This window comes from Halpernia humi (assembly GCF_900108025.1).
GTDB classification, from domain to species: domain Bacteria; phylum Bacteroidota; class Bacteroidia; order Flavobacteriales; family Weeksellaceae; genus Halpernia; species Halpernia humi.
In genome coordinates this window covers 1-23,991 of sequence record NZ_FNUS01000006.1, presented here as the reverse complement: position 1 = coordinate 23,991, position 23,991 = coordinate 1, and the positions used below count along the sequence as shown (strand labels likewise).

Here is a 23,991-nt window from a genome sequence, read left to right as displayed (position 1 = left end):
TTTAAAGAAATTTTTGAAGTTCCTTGAAACTTATTTTGTTTTCATACAAGGCTTTTCCGATGATTGCGCCGCTGCAATTTATCTTTTTTAACTGTTCTAAATCTGCAGCGTTTGAAATTCCGCCACTTGCAATTAAATCAATTTTACAATCATTCAGAATATCTTCATACAATTGAAAAGACGGCCCCTCCAACATTCCATCTTTAGAAATATCGGTGCAAATTACACTTTGAATACCCACTTTTTGATAAGATTGAATGAAATTTATGACATCTAAATTTGAGTCCGTTAACCAACCCGAAGTTTTAATTTTTCGATCCAAACAATCGGCGCCAAGAATAATTTTTTCTGCGCCATATTTAGAAATCCAATCCAAACAAATTTCTCTGTTTTCAACGGCGATGCTTCCGATTGTAATTTGATTTGCGCCAGCATTAAAAGCGGTTTCCAAATCTTTTTCAGATTTTATTCCGCCACCAAAGTCAATTTTTAAATTGGTTTCATTGGCTATTTTTTCTAAGACTTTTGCATTTACAATGGTGCGAGATTTTGCACCGTCCAAATCTACCAAATGTAAATATTTGATGCCGTTTGCTTCAAATTCTTTCGCCACTTCTACGGGATTTTCATTGTAAATTTTCTTGGTATCGTAATCGCCTTTCGAAAGCCGAACGCATTTTCCGTCGATGATATCGATGGCAGGTATTATTTTCATTAATTTAAATTTAAAAAATTTTCTAAAACTTTTGAACCAATATCGCCCGATTTTTCCGGATGAAATTGCATTCCATAAAAGTTATTTTTTTGCAAACTCGCGCTGAACGGCAAAATATAATTACATTCAGAACTCGTATTTTCACTCAATTCACAATAAAAACTGTGTACAAAATAAAAATCATCTGCTTCTGAAACGCATTTAAATAAATCACCTTTTAAATTTGATAGATTATTCCAACCCATGTGCGGCACAATTTCAGTGCTTGGAAATTGCTTCACCTTTACGTCAAAAATGCCTAAACATTCGGTATTATTTTCCTCGGAATAACTGCAAAGCAATTGCTGACCGAGACAAATCCCCAAAAAAGGCTGTGTTAAAGTTGGAATTAAAATATCTAAATTTTTCTCTTTTAAAAATTTCATCGCCGTGGATGCTTCGCCAACACCTGGAAAAATAATTTTTTCAGCATTTCTGATCTCATCAAAATCGGAAGTTAAAATGGTTTCAAAACCCAATTTTTCGATGGCGTTTTCTACAGATTTTATATTTCCTGCGCCGTAATCTATAATTGCAATCATAAGGAACCTTTTGTGCTTGGAATTGCGAAATTATTGCCCTCAATTTTCACCGCGGCTTTTAAAACTTTAGCAAAAGCCTTAAAAATTGATTCTATTTTATGGTGTTCATTTTCGCCCTCGCATTTAATGTTTATGTTAGATTTTGAAGCATCTGAAAAAGATTTAAAAAAATGATAAAACATTTCTGTTGGCATTTCACCAATTTTTTCCCGTTTAAATTCAACATCCCAAACCAACCAATTTCTGCCACCAAAATCTAACGCAATTTGCGCTAAACAATCGTCCATCGGCAAAAGAAAAGCATAGCGCTCAATTCCTTTTTTACTTCCTAAAGCCTGCAAAAAACATTCGCCCAAAACAATCGCAGTATCTTCAATGGTGTGGTGTTCGTCCACTACTAAATCGCCATCAACTTTTACATTTAGATCAAAATTTCCATGTTTTGAAATCTGTTCGAGCATGTGATCAAAAAATGCTAGACCTGTGTCAATATTAGATTTTCCAGAACCGTCAAGATTTAATTCAATTGAAATTTTAGTTTCGTTGGTATTTCTTTTTACCAATGCTTTTCTTGGAATATTTTTTAAAAATTGATAAATTTCATTCCAATTATTGGTATTAAAATCGGCGTTTTCGCAAATGTCTTTATTTAAATAAATCGATTTTGAACCTAAATTTTTCGCCAACTCTACATCTGTTTTTCGGTCGCCAATCACGTAAGAATTTTCTAAATCGTAATTGCCGTGAATGTACTTTTGCAACATTCCTGTTCGTGGTTTTCGGTTCGGTGAATTGTCTTCTTCAAAACTATCATCAATTAAAATATCTGAAAAAACAATGCCTTCATTTTTAAAAGCATCTAACATTTTTTGATGTGGCAAATCAAAATCTTCTTGCGGAAAACTCTCCGTTCCAAGTCCGTCTTGGTTGGTTACCATCACCAAATCATAATCCAATTCTGTAGCAATTTTTGTTAAATTTTGAAATACTTTTGGGTAAAATTCTAATTTTTCTAAAGAATCCACCTGAAAATCTGTTGGCGGTTCTAAAATTAAAGTGCCGTCGCGGTCTATAAATAATACTTTTTTCATGTGTAGTTTTTAATTTTTTTTATGGTCACATGTAATCGCCTTAAACTTGATCAATTTTTTTTGCAAAGTTGTTAATGGAGATTTCATTTTAATTTTCAAATTTTTGTAAATAATCTAACAGTGTTTTGTTTTCCACTTCGCTTCCAATGGTAATTCTCACTGCATTTCTCACAACAGAATTTCGGTTTCTGATAATAATTTTTTGGTTAACCAAATATTGATAGAGTGAATTCGCATCTTCTACTTCTACCAAAAGAAAATTGGCATTTGAAGGAAATATTTTTTTAACAAAAGAAAAATTTTGAAGTTCCTTTTCTAAAAAATTTCTTTGATCTATGATTTCTTTTAGCCTTAGAGAAAATTTTTCTGTTTGGTTTAATTCTTTTAAAACCTCGTTCTGGTTCAAAATACTTATGTTGTAAGGCGGTTTCACTTTATTCATTAACGCCATAATTTCTTCTTGTGCAAACGCCATCCCAACTCTTAATCCCGCCATTCCCCACGCTTTGCTAAAGGTTTGCATGACTACCAAATTCGGATAATTTTTAATTTTATTTAGCCAAGATATTTCCGTACTGAAATCTTCGTAGGCTTCATCTACAACCACAATTCCTTTAAAATTATTTAAAATTTTCTCAATAGTCTCGCCTTTAATTAAATTCCCTGAAGGATTATTGGGCGAGCAAATAAACACTAATTTTAGATTTTTGTCTTCTAAAATATTCTCTAAATCTTCATTAAAATCTATTTGAAATTCTTTGTTTAAAGGAAAATCTAATACTTCCACATCATTAATACTCGCAGAAACTTGGTACATTCCGTAAGTGGGATTGAATACTAAAATTTTATCTTTCTTCGGTTCTGCGAAAATTCTCAAGAGCAAATCAATCACTTCATCACTTCCGTTTCCTAAAAAAATTTGTTCAGATTTTATATTTTTAAATTCAGAAATTTTTGCTTTTAATTTTTTTTGATACGGATCCGGATATCTGTTATAATCACCAAAAGGATTTTCATTTGCATCCAAAAAAACGCCTTCTTCGGCAGAAAATTCATCTCTCGCACTAGAATAAGGAACGAGATTTTTGATGTTTTCTCTAATTAAATTATTTAAATTAAATTCCATTTTAGAAAGATTTTAAGCGAAGTGAAACTGCATTTTTATGCGCGAATAAACCTTCGGCTTCTGCCATTAATTCAACAGATTTCCCAATATTTTGCAAACCTTTTTGCGTTAAATTTTGAAAGGTTATTCTTTTAACAAAACTATCTAGCGAAACGCCGCTGTAATTTCTCGCAAAACCGTTTGTTGGCAAGGTGTGATTAGTTCCTGTTGCATAATCACCCGCCGCTTCTGGACTGTAATTTCCGAGGAAAACAGAACCTGCGTTGGTAATTTTTTCGGTATAATTTTCAGGATTTTGAATGGATAAAATCAAATGTTCAGGTGCGTAAAGATTGCTCAATTTTATAGCATCTTCAACAGAATTAAGCAAAATAAATCGGCTATTTTCTACGGCTTTTCTTGCAATTTCGTTTCTAGGAAGTTGTTCAAGTTGAACCTCAATTTCTTTTAAAGTTTTATTAAAAACAGTTTCATCAGTCGCAATAAAAATAACCTGCGAATCAATTCCGTGTTCGGCTTGCGATAATAAATCTGCCGCACAAAACTCAGCAATCGCGCTAGAATCTGCAATCACTAAAACCTCACTTGGACCAGCCGGCATATCAATCGCCACACCAAAATCTTGCGCTAAAACTTTCGCCGCTGTTACATATTGATTTCCTGGACCGAAAATTTTATCGACTTTAGAAATACTTTCTGTTCCAAAAGTCATCGCCGCAATTGCTTGGGAACCACCGACTTTATAAATTTTTTCGATGCCGCATAAGTTGGCAGTAAACAAAATAGCAGGATTTACACTTCCATCTTTTTGCGGTGGCGTACAAAGAATAATATTTTTACAACCTGCAATTTTTGCAGGAATTGCCAACATTAAAATGGTGGAAAAAAGCGGCGCCGTTCCGCCCGGAATATACAAACCGACATTTTCAATCGCTCTGCTTTCGCGCCAACAGGAAATTCCTGGCTGGGTTTCAATTTTATTAATTTCCTGGTGCTGAGACTTATGAAATTTAAAAATATTTTCTTTTGCCAGTTGAATGGCATTTTTTAAATCCTCTGGAACTTCATCTGAAGCCTTTTCGATTTCTTGATTGGATACTAAAAATTCATCAATTGAAACATTATCAAACTTTTCTGAAAAACTTTTTACGGCAGAATCGCCATTTAATTTAACTTCTGTAAAAATGTCCTGAACTAAATTTCGTAAATCTTTTCGTTCTAAAGCCGGCCTTTGTAATAAAGTTAGCCACTCACTTTTGGCTGGAAATCTAAATATATTATCTGTCATAATTAAATTTTTAAAGAACCATTTTTTCTATCGGAATTACTAAAATTCCTTCTGCTCCAAATTTTTTCAATTCATCAATCACTTCCCAAAATTCACTTTCGCGCACCACAGAATGCACGCTACTCCATTCCGGATCTGCAAGTGGCAAAACGGTCGGCGATTTCATTCCTGGCAAAACTTTTATAATTTCTGCCAAAGATTTGGTAGGCGCATTGAGCAAAATATATTTATTTTCACGAGAGTTTAAAACCGCTTGAATTCTAAATAATAATCTTTCTAAAATCTCTAAAGTTTCAGCATTTAGATTAGGATTAGAAACCAGAACCGCTTCACTTTTTAAGACTTCAAAAACTTCCTTTAAACCATTGTGCAAAAGTGTTCCGCCAGAACTCACCAAATCTGCAATCGCATCTGCAAGACCAATACTTGGCGCAATCTCGACACTTCCGGAAATCTCGGTAATTTCTGGTGTGAAATTCTCTTTTTGGAAAAATTTCTTTAAAATATTGGGATAACTTGTTGCAATTTTTTTTCCTTCAAAATAAGATAAATCATTACAAATAGAATCGTTTGTTACCGCTAAGGAAAGACGGCATTTTGCGAAACCTAATTTTTTAATGACTTCAATATTCTTTTCCTGCTCTAAAACTTCGTTTTCACCGATAATGCCGATGTCAACAATGTTTTGTTCCACATATTTTGGAATATCATCGTCCCGAAGAAAAAGAATTTCTAACGGAAAATTAGTCGCAGAATTTTTTAATTTAGATTTAAAATCGGGAAAATTGATGCCACATTCTCTCAAAAGTTCTAGAGATTTTTCACTTAATCTTCCGCTTTTTTGGATGGCAATTTTTAATTTGTTCATTTTATTTTTAAGATTAGTCTGAACAAATTTTTAAGATTTTAAATTAAAAAAACCGTCTTGTTCAGACGGTTTAGTATATTTTTTTATTTATTTTAAAAACATAATCAATCAACTCGTCTTTTAGATGAGATGATGATGATGGAATAAAACTTTAAGTGTTTTCATTTTGTAAATGCTTTGGCAAAGATGAATTATATTTTTTTAATGCGCAACAATTTTAAATTATTTTTTTAAAAGTTTTTATTAATTCCCAAAACAATATGCAAAGGCAAAAGTCTTTGCGTGCAGAGACTTTCACTGATATTATCTATAGAATACCGCTGAATACTATTAGAATTTAAAAGATTATTTCCTTGCAAAAATAAATTCATTTTATATTTTTTCACATTGTAATTTAGTTTGACATCTAAAAACTGTGTGGTTTTTTGCGCTGTATTTCCAAATTTGTAATATTCTAAAGTTGATTCTACACGAATCTGCGGATTGATGGTGAAATATAAATTTAAAAATCCCTTTTGATCTAAATAATTGGTAGAATTAATGTCCGAAATAATTTTATTAAATGTCCAATTATAACCCAATTCATAATTTGCGAAACCCGTCCAACCTGATTTCATCTCAAAGCCTAACTTTAGATTTGAGAAATTTGTTTTTATTAATCCTTGATTGTTGATGCTGTTTTCATAATCAGAATTAAGATAATTTCCAAGTAAACTTATTCGAGATTTTATGAGTTTTACATATTTTCTCAATTCTAAATTCGATGAAATTGTAGAATTATTCTTTACCAAAATATTCTGATTAAAAGTATAATTGGGATTTACTATCGTGTTATTACTAATATAATCCTCATTTCGTGAAAAATTAAGGTTTAAAGTGAGATATTCCGAAAGCATGTCTCCTAAACTGTAACTTAATCCAAGATTGTAATCGGGAAGAATTGTAAAACCTATATCACTTTGTTTGAAGCTTCTATTTCCTTGGTAGATGTAGTTTACGAAAACATCATTTATCGAAATGGTAGAAATTTTTCGACTTGCAAAAAGATTGAAATTTCCTGTTTTCCTATTTTCATAAGACAGATTAAAATTTGGCGAAACATAAAAGCCGGTCTTTGCATCGTTATTAAGATTTGATGAAATCAATTGGTTTAAAAGCGTAAAACCGTAAGTCCATTTCTTGCTTTTCTTCTGGTATTTTAATTGGGCAAATGTGTTATTTCGAGTATAATTGACATTATTTTGAAATTGGCTTTTATCAAAATTTATTTGTTGGTTATTTAAATCAAAAACAGATAAATCTGAATTTAAATAATCTTTCCTAAACTCATTTCCCAATTGAATTTCCAAAGTATTATCTTCTGCATATTTTTTAAGATAAGAAATTTTTACGCCACCAAAATTTAATTTAGAATCAATTTTTTGGTTTATCCGTTTCGCATTTGGATTATTGAGCAGAAAAGTGAATACATCATTTTCATCCGTGAAATTGTACGGGCGATTTTGGTAGAGATATTTCGCGACTGCTACGATTGCGTGGGATGAATCTAACTTTTTTGTATAAACCACTTTATTTTCTGTGGCAAAAAGTTGGTTAGTTCCCAATTGATTGTTTGGCTGATTGTTAAAAATAAATTGATTGTCGTTATTTTCATTTAGTGATGAAATTTTATTATAAAACTGAAGATTAGATTTATTTTTAAAATCCTTTGAAAGTTCTAATTTCCCTACAATATTTCTTTTGTTTTGTTCCCAGCTTTTATCTTCTATATTGGTGAAATTTAAACCATCATAATTAAATTTATAAAAACTGTTGATATAATTTCTGTTTTGGGTTTCATTAAAAATCGTCACGAATTTTAGCTTCCAATCATTTTCAAAATTATAGATATAATTAAGAGAAGCCAATTTATCATTATTAAAATTGGTTCTTTTATCCTCAAACTGTTGGTTTTTTTGATGCAGATTGATGATCGAAATGGTACTGATATCACTTCCAACATTTTCTACATTATTATCAGAAGTTGGATTAATAAGGTATTCTACGCCACTCATTTCATTTAAACCAAGGTTGTTGGCATTAAATAAAGCATAAATTTTCTGCCGCTTAGAGAAATTCATTATATTTATTTTGGCTTGGTGCCTGTTTTCCTTATAACTTGTAGAAGCGAGCAACACGTTGCCAAACCATTGGCTTTTTGCATCTTTCTTTAATGTAAGGTTAATGGCAATACTTTCTGAATTTTCTACACCTTTTAATAATTTATTTTTAGAATAGTGCTTTAACACCTGTATTTTATCTAAAGGTTGCGACGGCATATTTTGGGTTAAAGTTTGGTAGCCATTCTCAAAAAGATCATCATTTTCTACCAAGACTTTAGTAACATCCTTATTGCCAAATTTTATTTTACCGTTACTTTGCACTGTTAAACCTGGAATTTTCTTTAATAATTCTTCAACATTTTGCTCTGTGCCGTTAGCAAAATTTTTAACATTATATTCAATGGTATCTTTTTTAATTCTTATAGGATTGGTTCTTGTGATGACCACTTCCTTTATTTCCTTTACTTTTTCTAATACGATGGTTTTTAAATCTAAAACCTGATTTTTTTGGGAAATAGAAATTTCTATATCTTTTGAAGAGAAATTAAAGGCAGTAATTTGAACTTTAAACTTGCCGAATTTATCTGTATTTAAAGAAAAACTTCCGTCTTTAGTGCTAAAGGCGAAAGTTTCTATTTGATTTTTATCATTTAAAAGTATGACATTTGCCTTTGAAATTGCCGCTTTATTTTCAGAAAACACAAATCCTTTTATTTCTGTTTGGGCAGGAATTTTAAGCGAAAAAAAAAGAACAAACAGTAAAAAAAACTTCATTCAGAAATATTATGATTAAAGATTACAATTTAAAAAAAATAAAAATGGCAGATTTTATCTGCCATAAATTTAGTAATAAAAGTATTTAAAAATTACGGTTTTTCAGGCTGTTTTTCCCATTCGAAAGTTCTTTCAATCGAAAGGCTTCTTATTGCAGGAGTTTCTCCCAATACCACACCTGCAGGCAAATTTGCGCGATATTTCTCAACAAGTTCGGTAGAATAAATGTTATCCAATTTGATAAAGTCTTTATAAGAAGTTATTTTAGTATTATTTTGAAAATATTTTACAAACTTTTGTGGTATAAATTCACTTGAATTAAAATCGATTCTGACTGCTGTATAAATAAATTTCAAATCTTCATCTTGCACTTTTAAAATTAAGCCGGGTAAACCGAAAAATTTCCACGGTCCCAACGATTTTGGTATTTCAGTTGTAAACCATGCTTTGTAATTTCTACCTCTAAATTCTGTATATGCAATTCTACAAGGATAATTTAATACAGTTTCTTGCTTATCACTTATTTTCCACTTAAAATTTGGCACATTATCTTCTAAAACTTCAAATTTTTGTTTTCCAATCGCTCTTGGAATAATGTAAAATGTATTGCTATCTACATTTCTCTTTGATCCTGAAGTATATCTTACAGATTCTAAATATTCCTTATCATTAATTAATTCTAAATAATTTTTAAAAGACTTATGAGCGATTATTATATTGTACAATTCGATTTGATTGTAAACCAAATAGTCACTGTACTGCTGGTCATCCTGTTGTACAGTATATTCAACGATTGTGTTTTGAGATTTAACACCCTTAACAAATGTCAAAAAAAATAAACATAAAATAATTCTCATAAGTCCTTAATTTTATTTACTGTGGTCCACAATCTGCCTCTAAAGTTTGTCTATGCATAAATGACGTACCATCTGAAGCACCTCCACAGCTACCTTCAAATTGGCCAAGGTCTTTGTCTTCAAATCCTCCATTACAATCATAAATTCTCAAATAATATCTGTGAGAGCAAGAGACTAAACTTATATTTTCAGTAATTTTAGTAATAGTTTCAATACTACTTAAAACTTCGCTTTTAGCTAAACTTTCACTCTTGACATCTATCGTACTTGCCACTGCAAATCCAGAAACTCCAACTGATAAAATCAGTCCTAAAATAATTTTTTTCATTTTGATAAAATTTTAAGGTTAAACTAAGTTTTTGCTGTAAATAATTGTACACTTATCTTCAACTTTGTAAAGAAAAAAAAAAAAAAAAAAAAAAAAAAAAAAAAAAAACAGATGTGCAAGAGAAAATTGATATTTATTTTTAATTATAATTGTATTTCTCAGTTAATATTTATTAAAAAACATATAAAGACCACTTAAAATTAATTTATTGTAAATAAATATAAACTTCCATTAATTTCTTTCCAATTTTATCATCCGTAAATTTTTGCACTTCAATTAAAGCCCTTTCAACGAGTCGTTTCCGTTCAGATTCATTATTCCAAAGAAATAAAATTTTAGCCTTTAAATCTTCCACGTTTTCAGGATTTATGTAAAGTGAATTTTCCCCACCTGCTTCGGGAAGCGAACTTGTATTACTTGTAATAACGGCTGTTTCAGAAAATAAAGCTTCAATAACCGGAATTCCAAATCCTTCAAATAAACTTGGATAAACAAAAATATCCGCCAACTGATAAATCGCAGAAAGTTCTTCCATTGAAACATTTTCTAGAAACTGAACTTGATTTTTAAGTTTATTTTTAGCAATACATTTTTCAATTTTTTTAAAATATTTTGTTCTTTTACCAATTACAACCAAATTAATTTCAGAATCTACAATCGCTTTCACAATATTTAAAAGATTTTTTCGCGGTTCGATGGTTCCGACATTTAAGATAAAACGGCTTGGTAAACTGAATTTTACTTTGGTTTTTTCTAAAAATTCTTGCGATTTTTTTTCTTTAAAAGTTTGGTGGCAACCTTGGTAAACAACGACAATTTTTTCTTCTTTAATTTTTAAAAGCTGAATAATATCGCGTTTTGTTTGTTCTGAAATTGCAATCACCAAATCGGCTTGCTCGCAGGCTTTTTTAAATTTCCAGAAGTGGATTTTGCGGTCAAAAAATGAATAAAATTGCGGAAATCGCAGGAAAATTAAATCGTGAATTGTTACAATTTTTTTTATCGATTTGTCATTCCACTTAAAAGGCAATTCGCCGGATAAACCGTGGAAAATATCGGCGTTTAAATCTTGCGCAGCTTTTCCAAATTTTAATTGGCGCGCAAATTTTCCCTTTTTTACTTGATGAAAAGAAACATTTGGTAAGTTTAAAATCTCCTTTCCGCGTTCAGATTTTTTCTGTTCTATTAAAACATATTCATTTTCGGGGAAATTTTCGGCTAGAATACGAACCAAATCTCGAGAATAATTTCCCAAGCCAGAGCTGTTGTGAAAAAAGCGTTTCGCATCAAAAGCAATTTTCATATCTCGTTAGTTTTAATAAATTCTTGAAATGTGCAGAAAGTTTCACCGCTATTTTTTAACCAAGACAAAAAATCATCAAACCTTTCTATCATTTGCTTTCCTGTGTTTTTTGTAGTGAAATTAGGCAACTTAAATGCCGTGTCTTTAATTTCTGAAAATTCCCACGGATGAAAATAAAGATTCACGTATTTGTCTTCTTTTAAAGCATTTTTGGCGAATAATTTATAAATTTTTAATGGAAAATTATGAAAACTTAACCAAAATAAAGGAATCCTAAAATAGGTAGAAACAGAGGCTGGAATTTGAAGCAATTCTTTCTCTTTAAAGTAAGTTCTGGAAACTTTTCTGTTGTCATATCTTCCAGGTAAATAAGTAGGATTTACAGAGGAATTATAATGATAGCCAGCCTTCAACACATCTTCTGGATTTACTGGCGCCATTCTCGGCATCCGTAAACCCGTCACATTACAATTAAATAATTCTGATAGTTTTAACCTCGATCTTTCTAAATCTCCGATTTCAAATTGTGAGTGAAACCATGTGTGCGAAGCCAGTTCATGACCTTCTGAAAGTAAACGAACAATTAAATCTGCATTGTTTTCTGCAAAAATAACGGTGGAAAAAAAAGTCGCTTTTACTTGGTGTTTTTTTAGTAAATCTAAAATTGAGATTAATCCGTTTCGGGAAATCGCAATCTGTTTTTCAAAAGAAATTTCGCCATTATATTCTAAAGGCATATCAAATTCTTCGATATCAAAGGACAATAATACCATTTTAAAAATTTTTGCTTCTGATGATATAATTGGGTCTTTCTTTAACTTGTTTAAAAATTTTACCCAAATAAATACCGAAAATTCCTAAAATAATGAGTTGCAAACCGCCAAAAAAAACGACCGTCATAATTAAGGATGCCCAACCAGAAATTTCTGAATTGACGATGAAAGCACGAATAACATACGGAATGTAAATAAGAACCGAAATTAATGAAAAGAAAAACCCCAAATAGGCCGCTAAATAAAGCGGTTTTACGCTAAAAGCAGTAATTCCTGTAAAGGCAAACCTCATCATTTTGCTGAGCGTATAGCTACTTTCACCGTGAAATCTTTCGTCTGCTGTAAATGGAATCCCGATTTGTTTGAAACCCATCCAAGTGGAAAGCCCGCGGAGAAACAAATCTGACTCTTGCATATTTCGCATCACATCTACCACAGAAGCATCCATCAATCGGAAATCTGAACCGCCTCCGTCTGTGAGATTGACATCCGAAATATTAGATAAAAATTTGTAAAAATATTTCGAAGTTTTGCGTTTAAATTTTGAAATTTCTTTAGGATACTTTCTTATCGTGAAAACGACATCAAAACCTTTTTCCCATTCTGCAATCATTTCCGGAATAAGTTCTGGTGGATGCTGTAAATCTCCATCCATCGAGATTACAGCGTTTCCGGTGGCAAAATCTACGCCTGCTTTTACGGCCGGTTGATGCCCAAAATTTCGTGAAAATTCTATAAATTTCACTTCTTCAAATTCTTGGGAAAGTTGCTCTAAAACCAATTGTGTTTTATCCCGACTTCCGTCATTTACGAAGATAATTTCAAAGTTGTAATTCTTTAAATCAGAAAAAATTCTGGCAATCTTTTGATGAATAATCGGCAGATTTTCTTGTTCATTAAAAGCGGGAATTACGATTGAAATTTTTTTCATTAAAATTTATTTTAAATAAAATACCGATTAATTTAAAGCATAATCTTTACTAAAATCCTTTACCATCAATTCATAAATAACTCTAAACCAAACCAATACACAAGGTAAGGCTTTTAAAGAATATTTAATGATATAATTTTCTTTTATGTATTTTGGAAAAAGATCCGACATTGAGAAACAGGTTAAAATTAAAACAAAAAATAATAAAAAAAGAACCAGAGGTGTTTTTTCTTTTTGAATAATAAACCAAATCATCACGCCTGTAACTGCAATTATAAAGGTTGGCGATTCTGAACTTGAACTGAAAAGCACCAAAAACAGCAAGGTAGAACACAAAATCATCACCTGAAAAGCAAGTTCTTTGTATTGCTTGATTCGCAAATAAGGCAAGGCAAAAAGTAAAATTCCGGGGATTATGAAATATAAATTTGAAATGCTAGAATCTCCTAAAACACGACGGACAATTCCCATTAAAGAAAAATCTTGCATGGAGGTAAGAGACTCATTTTCAATATTTTTTCCTGTAAGTGAGTTGTACCAGTCCCAATAACATTTCAAATCAAAATGAGCGCTAGAAAAGAGCATCGGCAGCGCTAAAAAAATGATCGAGATAACAACTAATGAGAGAATAAACTTCATTTTATTTTTAACAAAGAAAAAACCAGAAAGCCCTACAATGCCATAAATTTTTACAAAAAATCCTATTAAAATGGCTAAAGCAGATTTTGTTTCTTTTTGTTCGTAAATATAAACCATCGACAAGATAAGCAAACCCGTTAAAGCAATATTAAACTGAACACTTAAAGCGGCCGTGATAAATTCTTGCAAGCAAAGCCACGCCACAAATGATTTTTTAATATTTGAAATGGGTAATTTACTTATTGCAAAAACAAAAATTAATGCATTCGCCACGTTCCAAAGGGGCATACCGAACCAATCTGGTAACAGTGCAAATGGTGCAATTAAAATCGCAAAAAAAACACCATAATGATTAGCATCAAAAAACAAATTTGGATGCTGCTGAAAAATATTTTGATTTTTTAAACAGCTGTAAAAAACATTTTTAAAAATTAGATAGTTATTGTAGGCTTGCGGCCCTCGGATATATTTTGCAACTGCGGATATGAAAGAAACAACTAAATATATCCCAAAAATAATTTTAGGATTTGATATTAGTTTAAGAAATTTATCTTTCAAATTAAACAGTTAAACTGCCACATTATTCTCACGCAAAGCATCATTGAGAGACGTTTTCTTGTCGGTTGATTCTTTTCTTTGCCCGATAATTAGTGCACAAGGCACTTGAAATTCACCCGCTGGAAATTGTTTGGTATAACTACCAGGAATTACTACAGATCTTGATGGAACGCGGCCTTTTATTTCAACTGGCTTTTCGCCTGTAACATCAATAATTTTTGTGGAAGCGGTTAGCACAACATTTGCGCCCAAAACGGCTTCTTTTTCTACATGAACGCCTTCTACCACAATACATCGGGAACCGACAAAAACATCATCTTCAATAATCACAGGTGCTGCCTGAAGTGGTTCTAAAACGCCACCAATTCCCACGCCGCCGCTTAAATGGACGTTTTTACCTATTTGTGCGCAACTTCCGACTGTTGCCCAAGTATCAACCATAGTTCCAGAATCTACATAAGCGCCGATATTAACGTAAGACGGCATTAAAATTACGCCAGAAGCGATGAAAGCGCCCTCTCTTGCAACCGCATGCGGCACTACACGAACACCTTTTTCAGCATAACCTCTTTTCAAAGGCATTTTATCATGAAACTCGAACGGCCCAACTTCTATAGTTTCCATTTTTTGCATCGGAAAATACATTACGACGGCTTTTTTAACCCATTCATTTACTTGCCAGCCGTTTTCTGTAGGTTCTGCTACGCGCAAAGTTCCTTCGTCTAAAGCTTTAATAACTTCTCGAATTTTATTTTGGTATTCGTTTTCTTTTAGTAAATCTCGGTTATCCCAAATATTTTCGATGCTTTGTTGTAGTGACATTTTTTTTATTTAATTAATTTAAGTTGCAAATTTACAGAACTCTCCTTGCAAAAAGAAAGGCATTGTTCCAGTATTTTTCGTTTAAGGAAGAAATCATTACCCCTTTTGATGTGGAGGCATGTATAAATTTTATTTCGCCATCATCGCCAATATCGTGCACAATTCCCACATGCGAAACTTTACTTCCACCAGCAGTTGCAAAGAAAAGCAAATCTCCAGGCTCTATTTCTTTCACCGAAATTGCAACTCCGGCATGTGATTGATCGACCGACCGACGCGGTAAATTTTCATTGTTTTCTTTATACACTTTTACTGTAAAACCAGAACAATCGAAACCAGAACTGGTATTTCCGCCATATTTGTAAGGCGCACCGATATATTTTTCAGCGTCTTTTAATAATTCTTGTCGTTCCGAATCTAAAACACCTCTGAAATTTGAATTAAAAACTTTTAAATCTGAAGTTCGAGCAACGCTTTTTTTATAAGGCGTTCGTTTTACAACTTTTGTATTTTTAGAAGCGCTGCAAGAAGCGAGAAATAAAATAAATGGTAAAAAGAGCAGAAATTTTTTCATTAAAGCAAAAACGTTTGATTTTATTTTTTCAAAATTAGTGAAAATTAATTTCAAATTTTAATACTAATATTTTAAAAAATTAAAGTTAAAAAAATAGGCAATTAATCTATAAAACAAATTAATATACGCCACAAATTAAATTTTAGCAACTTTAGATTTATAATTGGTAATAAAAACACCCGAAATTATAAGTGCGGCGGCAATTAAAAATTTCACTGATATAGTTTCATCTAAAAACAACCAACCGAGAAAAATAGCAATAATGGTGTTAACGTAAGATAAAATAGCAACCTGCGTGGGAAGAAGTCTTTGAAGCAAATAATTAAAACAAAAAAATGCGATCACGGAACCAAAAACAGCCAAATAAATAATTGCTAAAATACCGTGAAAACTCCATTTTTGAATATCAATCTCTGCTGAAAATAAAAATCCAAATAGTATTTGAACGACGCCCGCAAAAGAAAATTGATAAAACAAATTCAAAACAATATTAGCGCCTGCTGGCAAAACCCGTTTGCTATAAACAGTTCCGATAGCCCAGCCAGAAATGCCTAAAAAAAGTAATATTAAACCCAATCTGTAATCTGCATTAAAAAAATCATCTATGCCATCCCAAAAAACAAAAACAATACCCGAAAATCCCATTAAAACACCAATTAATGAACGAATATTTACTTTTTTCACGATAAAAATAGCACTCAAAATAAATACTAAAATGGGTGAACAAGAAGAGACCAAAGAAGCCAAACTAGAAGTAATGCGTGTTTCTGCGAAAGTGGTAAAGCCGTTCGCAACAATTAACATGAGCGCTGAAATAAAAAATTGCTGAGACATATTCTTCCAGCCAATCCATTTTAATTTTTTTGAAAATAATAGATATGAAAACAAAATAAAGCCAGCCAAAAACTGGCGAATCCCAGAAACAAACCAATTTGGAATCGTCTGCACCGCAATTTTCATACTGAAAAAAGTAGTGCCCCAAACGATAGCAACTATAAAAATGGCGAGTAGAATTTTAAAATCTTTTAATGGGAAAATTTTCACGTTGCGAAGATATTTATTTTTAAGCGATGTTTAGTATCTTTACCACTATAAAAAATAAAAAAAAGCGCAAAATGGTTGGAATAATTATGGGCAGCAAAAGTGACTTAAAAATCATGGAAGAAGCCGCAAAATTTTTAAAATCTTTAGAAATTCCTTACGAATTAACTGTAGTTTCTGCCCACAGAACGCCAGAAAGATTATTTGATTATTCTAAAAATGCCGCAAAAAGAGGTTTAAAAGTAATTATCGCCGGCGCAGGCGGTGCTGCACATTTGCCAGGAATGGTCGCGAGTTGCACCACTTTGCCAGTAATTGGTGTGCCAATTTTATCTTCAAATTCTATCGACGGATGGGATTCTATTTTATCGATTTTGCAAATGCCTTCAGGAATCCCGGTGGCGACGGTTGCTCTAAATGGCGCTCAAAACGCGGGAATTTTGGCGGCAAAAATTTTGGGAAGTTCAGATGAAAATATTAAAAATAAATTAGAAGATTTTCAAAAATCTTTAACGGAAAAGGTTTTGAAAACGGTTGATGAAATTAAAGAAATTCATCCAAATACTTATGATTAAGTTTTTTAAATCGCACAGATTTAACTGATTAACAGAGATATTTTGAAATTAAAAATATCTGCTGGAGAAAATTTAACATAAAAATCTGTGCAAATCGGTGAAATCTGTGCGCCAAAATTGAATTTAATTATTTTCAAAAAGCCACTCAAAAGATTGCCCAAATTCTCGCGACCAATAAGATTCTGAATGCGTTCCATCGGGATTAAATTTCGTGAAAATATTTTTTGCGGGAACACCTTGTTTTATGAGTTCAATTTCGGCTTTTTTGATATTAGAAACCATATCATCAGATTCCTTTAAACCGGCATAAAAATAGATTTTAGAATTTTTTAATTTCTTTGTATTTTTTCTTAAATAAAAAATTAAATCTTGTTTTGCGAACCAAAAACTCGGGCTGAAAATCCCAAGTTTTCCAAATGTATTGGGATATTTTACACCAGCATAAAAAGAAATTAAGCCGCCCATAGAACTGCCAATTAAGGCTGTATATTTTGGTTGCGACAGAGTTCTATAATGTTTATCAATGTAAGGTTTCAAAGTATTTGCTAAAAAATCGGCATATAAATCCCCTTTTCCGCCACCATATTTTGAGTTTTTCCACGGCGAATATTCATTCAATCTTTCTGCGCCGCCATTTTCAATCCCAATAACAATTGCATCTGTTTTTTTCTGCGCATATTCTGCGTTTAAAGTTTCATCCACTTTCCACTCGCCAGAAAAAGAAGTGGCGTCGTTAAAGAGATTTTGTCCGTCTTCCATATAAACGACTGGATATTTTTTGCCCGAAGTGGCGTAATCTGGCGGCAGATAAATCCAGATTTTTCTGGTAGTTTTTAGTTGCGGAATATTAAAATTTTCACTTAAAACACTGACGTTTGGTGAAAGCGTATTTGCTTTTTCTAATGGTTTTTGCCAAGAAAGAATTTCTAAATTAATTAAATTTCCATCGGTTTGAGGTGAAAATTTCCTATTAGATGAAGCGTTTCCTTGCGCGTCACCTTCGGCAAAATCCCAAGAGCCTTGCGTAATTTTATATTCAAAATCTTCGTCAATTTTTGAAATTTTTAAAGTATAATTTCCGTTTTCATCTTTTTTAAATTCAAAACTTTTGTCAGCAGGATTCCAATTATTTAAGGAAGATGCCATAAAAAACTGAGCATCTTTTGGCGTATTTTCTGGTAAAGCAATTATTTTAAAAGTAACTTGTGAAGAGAAAAACTGTAACATCGATAATAGAAAAAAAGAAAAAAAATATTTCATTGACGTGAAGATTAGAATATGTAAACTTTTATTTTGAACAAATTCATTATTTAAAAGAAAATTATTTTAATAAAAGTACTAATAATGATATAATTGCGGGTAAAGATTGGACAACAAATATCTTTTTTGAAGCGGTAAGTGCGCCATAAATCCCAGCAATTATTACGCAACCAAGAAAAAATATTGCAATATTTTTAGACCAAATTTGATCAGAAATAAATAAAGACCAGAGTAAACCTGCAGAAAGAAAACCATTATAAAGCCCTTGATTTGCCGCTAATGATTTAGTAGGTTGAAATAATTCTTCTTTTAAAGCGCCTTTAAAGGTTTTTTTACCCAAAGTTTCCCACGCAAACATTTCCATGTAAAGAATGTAGAAATGTTCTATTGCGACGAGTGAAATTAAAATTTTTGAAATTATTTCCATAATATTTTAGATTTTGTACTAAAAATTTCTACTCAATTCAAAATTTATTTTTTCAAATATAGGTAAATCAAAATTTATTTTTCTACTGCTTTTTTTTATTTTAGATTTTTAACAATTTAGAAGAAACTAATTCAGACTTAAGTAAAGAAGTTTATAATGGGTATTCACTTTAATTAAAAAAATTATATTTTTTTTGAACCATTAAAAAAAAATTAGAGCACATTTGTTTTTATCATACATTCTTTCATTTTCTTAAAAGTTCTTTCTATATCATGATCTAAGCCAATTGAAAAGCGAATCAAACCTTTAGACAGACCCATTTCTTTCTGTTCATCTTCTGGAATTTCTGAGGAGGTAGAACTTCCTGACGCAGTGAAAAGTGTTTTATAAAATCCTAAACTTACGGCGAGGTATCCCAAATTTTCATTTTGCATTAATTCCATTAGTTTGTTCGCGTTTTCTGCAGTTTTAACATCAATAGTCAATAAACCGCCGTATCCGTATTCTTTATTTATAATTTCAGAATAATTTTCGTGTTGCGGATGGCTTTTCAAGCCGGGATACTTTACGGTTAGGCCTTCTTTTTCAAAACTTTCGGCAAGGAATAAAGCGTTTTCGCTGTGTTTTTTAATTCGAATATGCAGTGTTCTAAGATTTTTAAGAATACTTGCAGCGCGTAAACTATCTAAAGTTGGTCCCAAAAGCATACACGCACCAGAATTTACATCTTTTAGATTATTTATAAATTCTTGCGAGCCGCAAATTACGCCGCCAATTGCGTCGCTACTTCCATTAATAAATTTTGTTAAACTATGAATGGTAACATCTGCTCCCAAAAAATTGGGGGCAATAGAAAGTGGTGAAAAAGTATTATCTACAATTAATTTTAGATTGTATTTTTTTGCAATCACAGAAAGCGCTTTTATATCTGCAATTTCCAAAAGAGGATTGCTTACAGATTCACAGAAAATAACTTTCGTGTTTGGTTTAATAGATTGTTCTATTTTCTCTAAATTATTGATATCAATAAAATCTGTTTGAATATTTAAACCCGGTAGAAAATTTTTCATAAACGCGTATGTTCCGCCATAAATAGTTCGGCTAGAGATTACGTGATCGCCAGCTTTGCACAGTTGCAAAAGCGTAGAAGTAATTGCGCCCATTCCAGAAGCCGTTACATTAGCGCTTTCTGTACCTTCCAATTTCGCCAGTGCTTCAGACAAATAAAGATTAATTGGGGAAGAATGCCGAGAATAAAGATAACACCCATCTGTATTGCCTTCAAAAGTATCAATCATAGATTTTGCTGAAAGAAAAGTATAAGTTGAACTATCAGAAATAGAAGGATTTACACCTCCGAATTCGCCAAAATACTGTAAATCTTGAATGTTGCTTGCTGCATCAAATTTTTCCATATAATAACTATTTTATTTTTTGTAAAATAATCTACTTTTAAATTTAAAAACAATATATTGCTCATTATTTAGTTTTTAAATCTAAAATATTATTATTTAATAAAATAAAAATCTAAATTAAACTTCCATAAATCTTTAAACCAAATATTTTTCAGATGAACTTAGATGAAAAAGACAGAAAACTACTTTTTTTATTGCAAGAAGACGCTAAAAAAACCAATAAACAGTTAGCGACAGAACTCAATCTATCTGTAACTGCGGTTTTTGAGAGAATTAAAAAACTAGAAAAACATCAAATTATTAAAAAATTTGTTGCTTTGGTGGATAAAAAACAGGTGAAAAAAGATTTTATAGTTTTATGCCAAGTGAAACTAATTCAGCATAAAAGAGATTATATTTCACAATTTGAAAATGAAATTAAAAATTTTCCGGAAATTTTAGAATGTTTCCATGTAAGTGGCGATTCTGATTATATCTTGAAAATAGCATTAGAAAACATACAAGAATATAGAGAATTTATGGTATCAAAACTTACTTCTATGCAACATATTGCCAGTACACAAAGTTCTTTTGTGATAGAAGAAGTAAAAAATACCACCACAATATTTTTATAGTGATTCTTTTTATTTCTTAAAAAAATCCATCAAATCCATATAATTTTTTTGGTTCACGCCGTGGCCGCTCATATATTCGCGAAAACTGAAAAAACAACCTTTGTGATAAAGATAATCTGCTGCTTTTCTACCCCATTCTAAAGGAATCACAGCATCTTCCGTACCATGAGAAATAAAGAATCTGAGTTTTTCTAACTGTTTTTTATCTTTTGAAGTATTTTGTAATAATTTTTCATCTGGATAAGAACTTAAAATGGCAATTTTTGCAAACATTTCTGGATGATTTAGAGCCAAAGCGTAACTCAAAATGCCGCCTTGGCTGAAACCAGCAAGATGCGTTTGATTTTGCGTTAAACCATATTGGTTAGAAATTTTTAAAATAGATTCTAAAATTCCTTGTTCTGCCGCCTTCGCTTGCAAAACATTTATTGGATTTTCGGCATTCATTAAATCAAGATCAAACCATGAATAGCCGCCAAATTGCAAATCTAATGGTGCCCGAAAACTGACGATGAGCCAATCTTTTGGCAGGCTTTCTCTAAAACTGAAAAGGTCTTCTTCGTTGCTTCCGTAGCCGTGAAGTAAAATTAAAAGTGTAGTTTCTGGAGTGATATTTCCTGGTTCGCGGATGAGGTATTTTAAATCCATATTTATTTTTAATTGAATATTACTAACTTCAAAATTGTACCCAAATTACGTTTTCTGACAATTAGACACAAAAAAAATCGGGCGTTAAACCCGATTTATTTTTTATTTTTCTCTCGAAGTATTTACCGATATTCGATTAAGTTTAATAAGTTTCATTTTTTCTAAAAGCAGCATGATGAGATAAGTTGGATCTACTTCATGCCATCTTACGCCGCCAAAATTTGGTCTTCCGCCGTGTTTGTGGTGATTGTTGTGGTAGGCTTCACCCATCATTAACCAATCAAAACGCAACAAATTTTTTGAAGTATCGCTTACTTTAAAATTGGTGTAACCATAGATGTGTGCAAACCAATTGATGATTACACCGTGTATTGGCGCCATCATATAAGCAACTGGCAACAAAAGCCATTCCCACCAATGATTAGCGAAAAGAATAAAAAATGTGGTATAGAGAACGCCCCAACCAATTCTGGAATACCAAGAACTCGCAAAACGGTCAAATTTTTTCCATTGAGGAACATTTTTAGTGAATTTTTCTTCTACTTTTATTTTGTAATTATTAATATCTGCATAGATATTTTTGGTGCGCCACATCATGGCAAATAAATTCGGGTCATATTTTGGTGAATGTGGATCTTTTTCTGTGTCTGCAAAAGCGTGGTGCATTCTGTGCATTACGCCATAGCCGTAAGCAGAAAGATAGTTGGAACCTTGCGTTACCCAAGTTAATATGAAACAAAGTTTTTCACCAAATTTTGACATTTTAAAACTTTGGTGCGCTGCATAACGGTGCAGAAAAAAGGTCTGGAAAAACAAGCCAGAATACCAGAGAACGACGATGAAGATTATAATTGTCATGTTTAATTTATGATTTATACAAAATTAGTTTAATTAAAATTCTTGATAGATGATTTTAATCATTTTGCAAGATATTTAATAAAATTTTTAATTCGATTAAAAAAATATAGTTTCCTCGAAATAGTTTTAAAATAGCATTTACAAAATTATTTACATTTAAATTAAGCAAAAAGATTTATGAAAATCGATTAACATTAAAGTAAAGATATTCAATACATATTAAAATAAAAAAAGAATATTTTAAAAGCAATAAATTGTTTTTTTAGTGTCAGAAATAGCTCAAAATTTGAGCTTGAAATTATAATTTGAGAGCAAGTTAAAAAATAAGTACTTTTGCTACTTTAGTGTAAAGTTGATTTGTTTTCAGTTAAAAATAAAAAACACAAGATGAATAATTTTTTTGATTTTATAAATTTACACAACGGTGAAGAAGACAAAGCGATTGTGCTGGAAAATGTTCGCTCACAAATATCTTTCCGTGGAAGCAATTTGTGGATTTTGGCGTGTGCAATAATTATTGCATCTGTTGGGCTAAATGTGAATTCTACGGCGGTAATTATCGGTGCGATGCTAATTTCACCTTTGATGGGACCAATTGTGGGCGCAGGATTCGCCTTGGGTACTTATAATTTCACTTTACTGAAAAAATCAATAAAAAATTTACTAATAGCAACTGGCGTAAGTTTATTTGTTTCTGCGGCTTACTTTTATTTAAGTCCTTTTAAAGAAGTTCAATCGGAATTATTATCTCGAACTTTTCCAACTATTTACGATGTTTTAATTGCATTTTTTGGTGGATTGGTTGGCGTAATTGCGGTTACAAGAGTTGAAAAAGGAAACCCGATTCCGGGTGTTGCTATTGCAACTGCTTTGATGCCACCACTTTGCACTGCTGGTTATGGCTTGGCTACTTTAAATTTTAGTTATTTTATTGGTGCTTTTTATCTTTATACCATCAATTGTTTTTTTATCTGCATCGCCACTTTTTTTGTGGTTAAATTTCTAAAATATCCTTCATCTTTAGTAGAAAGCAGGTTTCAAAATCGAATAAAATACGGCATTTCAATTTTGGTTGTTATAATGATAGTGCCAAGTTTTTATCTGGCTTACAGTTTATTTAATGAGAAAAAGTTTACAAAAACGGCAGATGAATTTATTCAAAAAGAATTTGATAATAACGGCTATACGATTATTTATAAAAAATTAAACTACAATAGTGATCCTAAAAGTATAGATGTTGCCTTTTTAAGTAAAAAATTTACACCTGCAGAAATAGCCACTTATAACAAAAGACTCGCAGATTCAGGTTTAAAAAATACAAAACTAAATATACGGCAAAACAATGTAGATTTAAAGAGTGAAATACAAAGCGAGATCAATAAATTTGATACCAACGTATCTGAAAAAGACATTGCTTTAACGAAAATTAGGAAAGAATTAGACAATTACAAAATAAGCGATTCTACATTACTAAAAGAAATTCAAATTCTCTACCCTAGTGTTGGCAATGTTTCCTACGGAAAAATAGAAGAATATCCCGATACAGATAGTTCAAGATTACAATTTGTGATGCTCTATTCTGGGCAAAATATTGATGAAGACAGATTGAAAAGTTGGCTAAAAGAACGTATGCACGAAAAATTTGTAACCCTTATAAAAACGCCAGAAGTAAAGAAAACCGCGACCGGAAAATAGATTACACTTTGCACTTTTTAAAATTGAAATCTAAGAGCCTGTTTAAATTTATAATTTATTTTTACCATTAAGGAATTAAGCCATTTTCGCTTAAAAAACTTAATAAAAATCAATTTATTGATTGCTTA

At 31.5% G+C, this 23,991-nt stretch carries 24 protein-coding genes; 3 read left to right on the top strand and 21 right to left on the bottom strand.

The features are described from left to right. Position 1 precedes the first annotated feature (1 nt). From hisA to C4S29_RS11440, 16 genes are all read right to left on the bottom strand, one after another. A complete protein-coding gene (gene hisA, locus C4S29_RS11515; RefSeq protein WP_103914249.1) occupies positions 2-715 on the bottom strand; it encodes a 1-(5-phosphoribosyl)-5-[(5-phosphoribosylamino)methylideneamino]imidazole-4-carboxamide isomerase in 714 nt (237 codons plus the stop codon). Then, positions 715-1,296, bottom strand: a complete 582-nt coding sequence (hisH, locus tag C4S29_RS11510; protein WP_103914248.1) for an imidazole glycerol phosphate synthase subunit HisH — start codon at positions 1,294-1,296, stop codon at positions 715-717. The genes hisA and hisH overlap by 1 nt, the downstream gene beginning before the upstream one ends. Further along, positions 1,293-2,387 (bottom strand): bifunctional histidinol-phosphatase/imidazoleglycerol-phosphate dehydratase HisB, encoded by a 1,095-nt coding sequence (hisB, locus tag C4S29_RS11505; protein WP_103914247.1) that lies wholly within the window; start codon positions 2,385-2,387, stop codon positions 1,293-1,295. The genes hisH and hisB overlap by 4 nt, the downstream gene beginning before the upstream one ends. An 88-nt stretch (positions 2,388-2,475) precedes the next feature. Beyond that, a complete protein-coding gene (gene hisC / locus C4S29_RS11500) occupies positions 2,476-3,513 on the bottom strand; it encodes a histidinol-phosphate transaminase (protein ID WP_103914246.1) in 1,038 nt (345 codons plus the stop codon). Between the two features lies 1 nt (position 3,514). Continuing rightward, complete coding sequence (gene hisD / locus C4S29_RS11495; protein ID WP_103914245.1) at positions 3,515-4,801, bottom strand: histidinol dehydrogenase; 1,287 nt, start codon at positions 4,799-4,801, stop codon at positions 3,515-3,517. Positions 4,802-4,811: 10 nt separating this feature from the next. Beyond that, a complete protein-coding gene (hisG, locus tag C4S29_RS11490; RefSeq protein WP_103914244.1) occupies positions 4,812-5,669 on the bottom strand; it encodes an ATP phosphoribosyltransferase in 858 nt (285 codons plus the stop codon). A gap of 230 nt (positions 5,670-5,899) precedes the next feature. Further along, entirely contained in the window at positions 5,900-8,545 is a 2,646-nt protein-coding gene (locus tag C4S29_RS11485; protein WP_103914243.1) for a TonB-dependent receptor, read from the bottom strand. A gap of 92 nt (positions 8,546-8,637) precedes the next feature. Further along, positions 8,638-9,402: a GLPGLI family protein gene (locus C4S29_RS11480; RefSeq protein WP_103914242.1), complete on the bottom strand. Its 765-nt coding sequence runs from the start codon at positions 9,400-9,402 to the stop codon at positions 8,638-8,640. A gap of 16 nt (positions 9,403-9,418) precedes the next feature. Beyond that, positions 9,419-9,730, bottom strand: a complete 312-nt coding sequence (locus C4S29_RS11475) for a hypothetical protein (protein WP_103914241.1) — start codon at positions 9,728-9,730, stop codon at positions 9,419-9,421. Between the two features lie 205 nt (positions 9,731-9,935). After that, positions 9,936-11,033, bottom strand: coding sequence for a glycosyltransferase family 4 protein (locus tag C4S29_RS11470; protein WP_103914240.1), 1,098 nt, complete (start codon positions 11,031-11,033; stop codon positions 9,936-9,938). Continuing rightward, positions 11,030-11,806, bottom strand: coding sequence for a polysaccharide deacetylase family protein (locus C4S29_RS11465; protein WP_103914239.1), 777 nt, complete (start codon positions 11,804-11,806; stop codon positions 11,030-11,032). Before C4S29_RS11465 ends, C4S29_RS11470 begins: the two co-directional genes overlap by 4 nt. Before the next feature lies 1 nt (position 11,807). Beyond that, on the bottom strand, positions 11,808-12,737 hold the full coding sequence (locus tag C4S29_RS11460; RefSeq protein WP_103914238.1) for a glycosyltransferase family 2 protein: 930 nt from the start codon (positions 12,735-12,737) through the stop codon (positions 11,808-11,810). 27 nt (positions 12,738-12,764) lie between these two features. Beyond that, a complete protein-coding gene (locus C4S29_RS11455; protein ID WP_394338674.1) occupies positions 12,765-13,943 on the bottom strand; it encodes a glycosyltransferase family 87 protein in 1,179 nt (392 codons plus the stop codon). Next, positions 13,944-14,756, bottom strand: coding sequence for a 2,3,4,5-tetrahydropyridine-2,6-dicarboxylate N-succinyltransferase (locus tag C4S29_RS11450; RefSeq protein ID WP_103914236.1), 813 nt, complete (start codon positions 14,754-14,756; stop codon positions 13,944-13,946). It abuts the gene before it with no gap. Between the two features lie 31 nt (positions 14,757-14,787). Then, positions 14,788-15,330, bottom strand: coding sequence for a C40 family peptidase (locus C4S29_RS11445; protein WP_103914442.1), 543 nt, complete (start codon positions 15,328-15,330; stop codon positions 14,788-14,790). Between the two features lie 135 nt (positions 15,331-15,465). Then, positions 15,466-16,374 (bottom strand): DMT family transporter, encoded by a 909-nt coding sequence (locus C4S29_RS11440; RefSeq protein WP_233740541.1) that lies wholly within the window; start codon positions 16,372-16,374, stop codon positions 15,466-15,468. 71 nt (positions 16,375-16,445) lie between these two features. On the opposite strand from C4S29_RS11440, the gene purE reads away from it, so the two are divergent. Beyond that, positions 16,446-16,946, top strand: a complete 501-nt coding sequence (gene purE, locus C4S29_RS11435) for a 5-(carboxyamino)imidazole ribonucleotide mutase (protein WP_103914441.1) — start codon at positions 16,446-16,448, stop codon at positions 16,944-16,946. 123 nt (positions 16,947-17,069) lie between these two features. On the opposite strand, the gene C4S29_RS11430 is transcribed toward purE, so the two are convergent. The 3 genes from C4S29_RS11430 to C4S29_RS11420 form a co-directional block, all read right to left on the bottom strand. Then, positions 17,070-18,206: an alpha/beta hydrolase-fold protein gene (locus C4S29_RS11430; RefSeq protein WP_103914235.1), complete on the bottom strand. Its 1,137-nt coding sequence runs from the start codon at positions 18,204-18,206 to the stop codon at positions 17,070-17,072. A 61-nt stretch (positions 18,207-18,267) separates the two neighbouring features. After that, a complete protein-coding gene (locus tag C4S29_RS11425; protein ID WP_103914234.1) occupies positions 18,268-18,633 on the bottom strand; it encodes a DUF1304 domain-containing protein in 366 nt (121 codons plus the stop codon). Between the two features lie 212 nt (positions 18,634-18,845). Next, the gene (locus C4S29_RS11420; RefSeq protein WP_103914233.1) at positions 18,846-20,048 is read right to left on the bottom strand and encodes an aminotransferase class I/II-fold pyridoxal phosphate-dependent enzyme; all 1,203 of its coding nucleotides are present in this window, start codon (positions 20,046-20,048) and stop codon (positions 18,846-18,848) included. 155 nt (positions 20,049-20,203) lie between these two features. On the opposite strand from C4S29_RS11420, the gene C4S29_RS11415 reads away from it, so the two are divergent. Next, complete coding sequence (locus tag C4S29_RS11415; protein ID WP_103914232.1) at positions 20,204-20,662, top strand: Lrp/AsnC family transcriptional regulator; 459 nt, start codon at positions 20,204-20,206, stop codon at positions 20,660-20,662. A 9-nt stretch (positions 20,663-20,671) separates the two neighbouring features. On the opposite strand, the gene C4S29_RS11410 is transcribed toward C4S29_RS11415, so the two are convergent. Further along, positions 20,672-21,310, bottom strand: coding sequence for an alpha/beta hydrolase (locus tag C4S29_RS11410; protein WP_103914231.1), 639 nt, complete (start codon positions 21,308-21,310; stop codon positions 20,672-20,674). 102 nt (positions 21,311-21,412) lie between these two features. After that, positions 21,413-22,168, bottom strand: coding sequence for an acyl-CoA desaturase (locus tag C4S29_RS11405; RefSeq protein WP_103914230.1), 756 nt, complete (start codon positions 22,166-22,168; stop codon positions 21,413-21,415). A 387-nt stretch (positions 22,169-22,555) separates the two neighbouring features. On the opposite strand from C4S29_RS11405, the gene C4S29_RS11400 reads away from it, so the two are divergent. Then, positions 22,556-23,863: a DUF389 domain-containing protein gene (locus C4S29_RS11400; RefSeq protein ID WP_103914229.1), complete on the top strand. Its 1,308-nt coding sequence runs from the start codon at positions 22,556-22,558 to the stop codon at positions 23,861-23,863. The last annotated feature ends 128 nt before the right edge of the window (positions 23,864-23,991 follow it).